Source organism: Hydromonas duriensis (assembly GCF_004363775.1).
In the GTDB taxonomy this organism is placed as follows: Bacteria; Pseudomonadota; Gammaproteobacteria; order Burkholderiales; family Burkholderiaceae; genus Hydromonas; species Hydromonas duriensis.
In genome coordinates this window covers 1-1,467 of the sequence record NZ_SNZE01000071.1, presented here as the reverse complement: position 1 = coordinate 1,467, position 1,467 = coordinate 1, and the positions used below count along the sequence as shown (strand labels likewise).

Sequence of the window (1,467 nt, the reverse complement as noted above, 5' to 3'; positions counted from 1 at the left end):
CAAACACTGGGGATGAAACTGTTTGCGGCCAAGGGGAAAGTGGAGATTCAAGCGCAGAGTGATAACATCGAAATCATTGCGGATAAAGTGATGAAATTGATTAGTGCTAAGGAGTCGATTGAGATTGCTGCTAAGAAAGAGGTATTGATTACTTCAGGCGGGTCTTATATTCGGTTGAATGCAGGTGGGATTGAAGAAGGTACCCTTGGTAACTGGAAGGCACATGCAGGCAATCATAATTTACCTGGAGAGAAGAGTTTGCCGTTTGAATCAATGCCTAAAAACTATAATATTCAATACGTGTTCCAAGATGATGATGGCAATCCTTATGCAAACCGTAAATATGAAGTTTGGAAAGAAAATGGAGAAGTTATTAAAGGAGTAACCGATGCTCAAGGCCAAACTCAAGTATTCTATTCGCCTACGAGTGAGGAATATGTAGCTCATTTACTGTTTGAAGTAGAAGATGAAAGTGACGAGGAACACCGAGAATGTTGCACTGACAGATATTCAAATATATAAAGATAAGGGTAAAAAATGGAAGTTTATACTAGATTAAAGCTAAAGCCCGTATATCATAGACATACAAACGAAGAGAATGATTTAGACCGCTACAACCGATCTCTACATAATGGCGATTTTAGATATAAAGTCATCGTCAAGAAAATAAAAGGATCAGAGGCGAAAATTTTGGATAAAGGGCGTTTGCTTGATAGAGTCGAACGAACAGGTTTTTTTACTGATTTTGGAGAAAGTAAAGATGAAAAATTTAATTTCATCTCCGATGCACGCAGCCCTGAAGAATTAAGAGCCTTATTCGAGGCATATTGGCTTGTTTATTTAAAGCGTGATGGTGTTCTTATACCAATTTGGCCAGGACCAACAAAGAAATTCTTGATCTGCCCTCATTTCAACGGACATTTTAAGCAGCTATTTTAGATGCTGCGGATTCAAATTTTACAGGGCTTTGGTATCCCAATTTTGAATGTTTGCGTTTGAAGTTGTAATAGGCTTCAATAAACCAGAAGATTTCGCGTCTGGCGTGCTCCATTGACTCAAAGGCAATGCGATAGACATGTTCGACCTTGAGCGTGTGGAAGAAGCTCTCACAGGCGGCATTGTCGTAGCAGTTGCCTTTGCCGCTCATACTGCATTTCAAATCATAAGCTTTAATCAATCGCTGATAGACTTGCGAACAGTATTGGCTACCACGATCGGTGTGCACAATCACCCCTGATGGGTAGCCCCGTTTGAACAACGCCGCCTTGAGTGCATCACAGACCAGTCGTGCATTGATGCGCACACCAAAAGCCCAACCAATCACCCTGCGTGAGTACAAGTCCACCACCACTGCCAAATACAGCCATTGCTGCTTCACCCGAATGTACGTGATGTCAGCCACCCATTTGGTATTCGGTGCATCGGCGTCAAAGCATTGGTTGAGCAAGTTAGGCGCTGTGGGTAGGT

The 1,467-nt window shown here is 42.1% G+C and carries 3 protein-coding genes; 2 read left to right on the top strand and 1 reads right to left on the bottom strand.

The window, feature by feature from the left end; genetic code table 11:
- Both DFR44_RS11305 and DFR44_RS11300 read left to right on the top strand, forming a co-directional pair.
- Positions 1-522 (top strand): DUF2345 domain-containing protein (locus DFR44_RS11305; protein WP_133621667.1); only part of this gene is annotated, 522 nt, incomplete at its 5' end.
- A 15-nt stretch (positions 523-537) separates the two neighbouring features.
- Positions 538-939 (top strand): hypothetical protein, encoded by a 402-nt coding sequence (locus tag DFR44_RS11300; RefSeq protein WP_133621666.1) that lies wholly within the window; start codon positions 538-540, stop codon positions 937-939.
- Here DFR44_RS11300 and DFR44_RS11295 read toward each other — a convergent pair.
- A partial coding sequence (locus DFR44_RS11295) for an IS3 family transposase (protein ID WP_133621665.1) occupies positions 923-1,467 on the bottom strand: 545 nt, incomplete at its 5' end. The genes DFR44_RS11300 and DFR44_RS11295 overlap by 17 nt on opposite strands.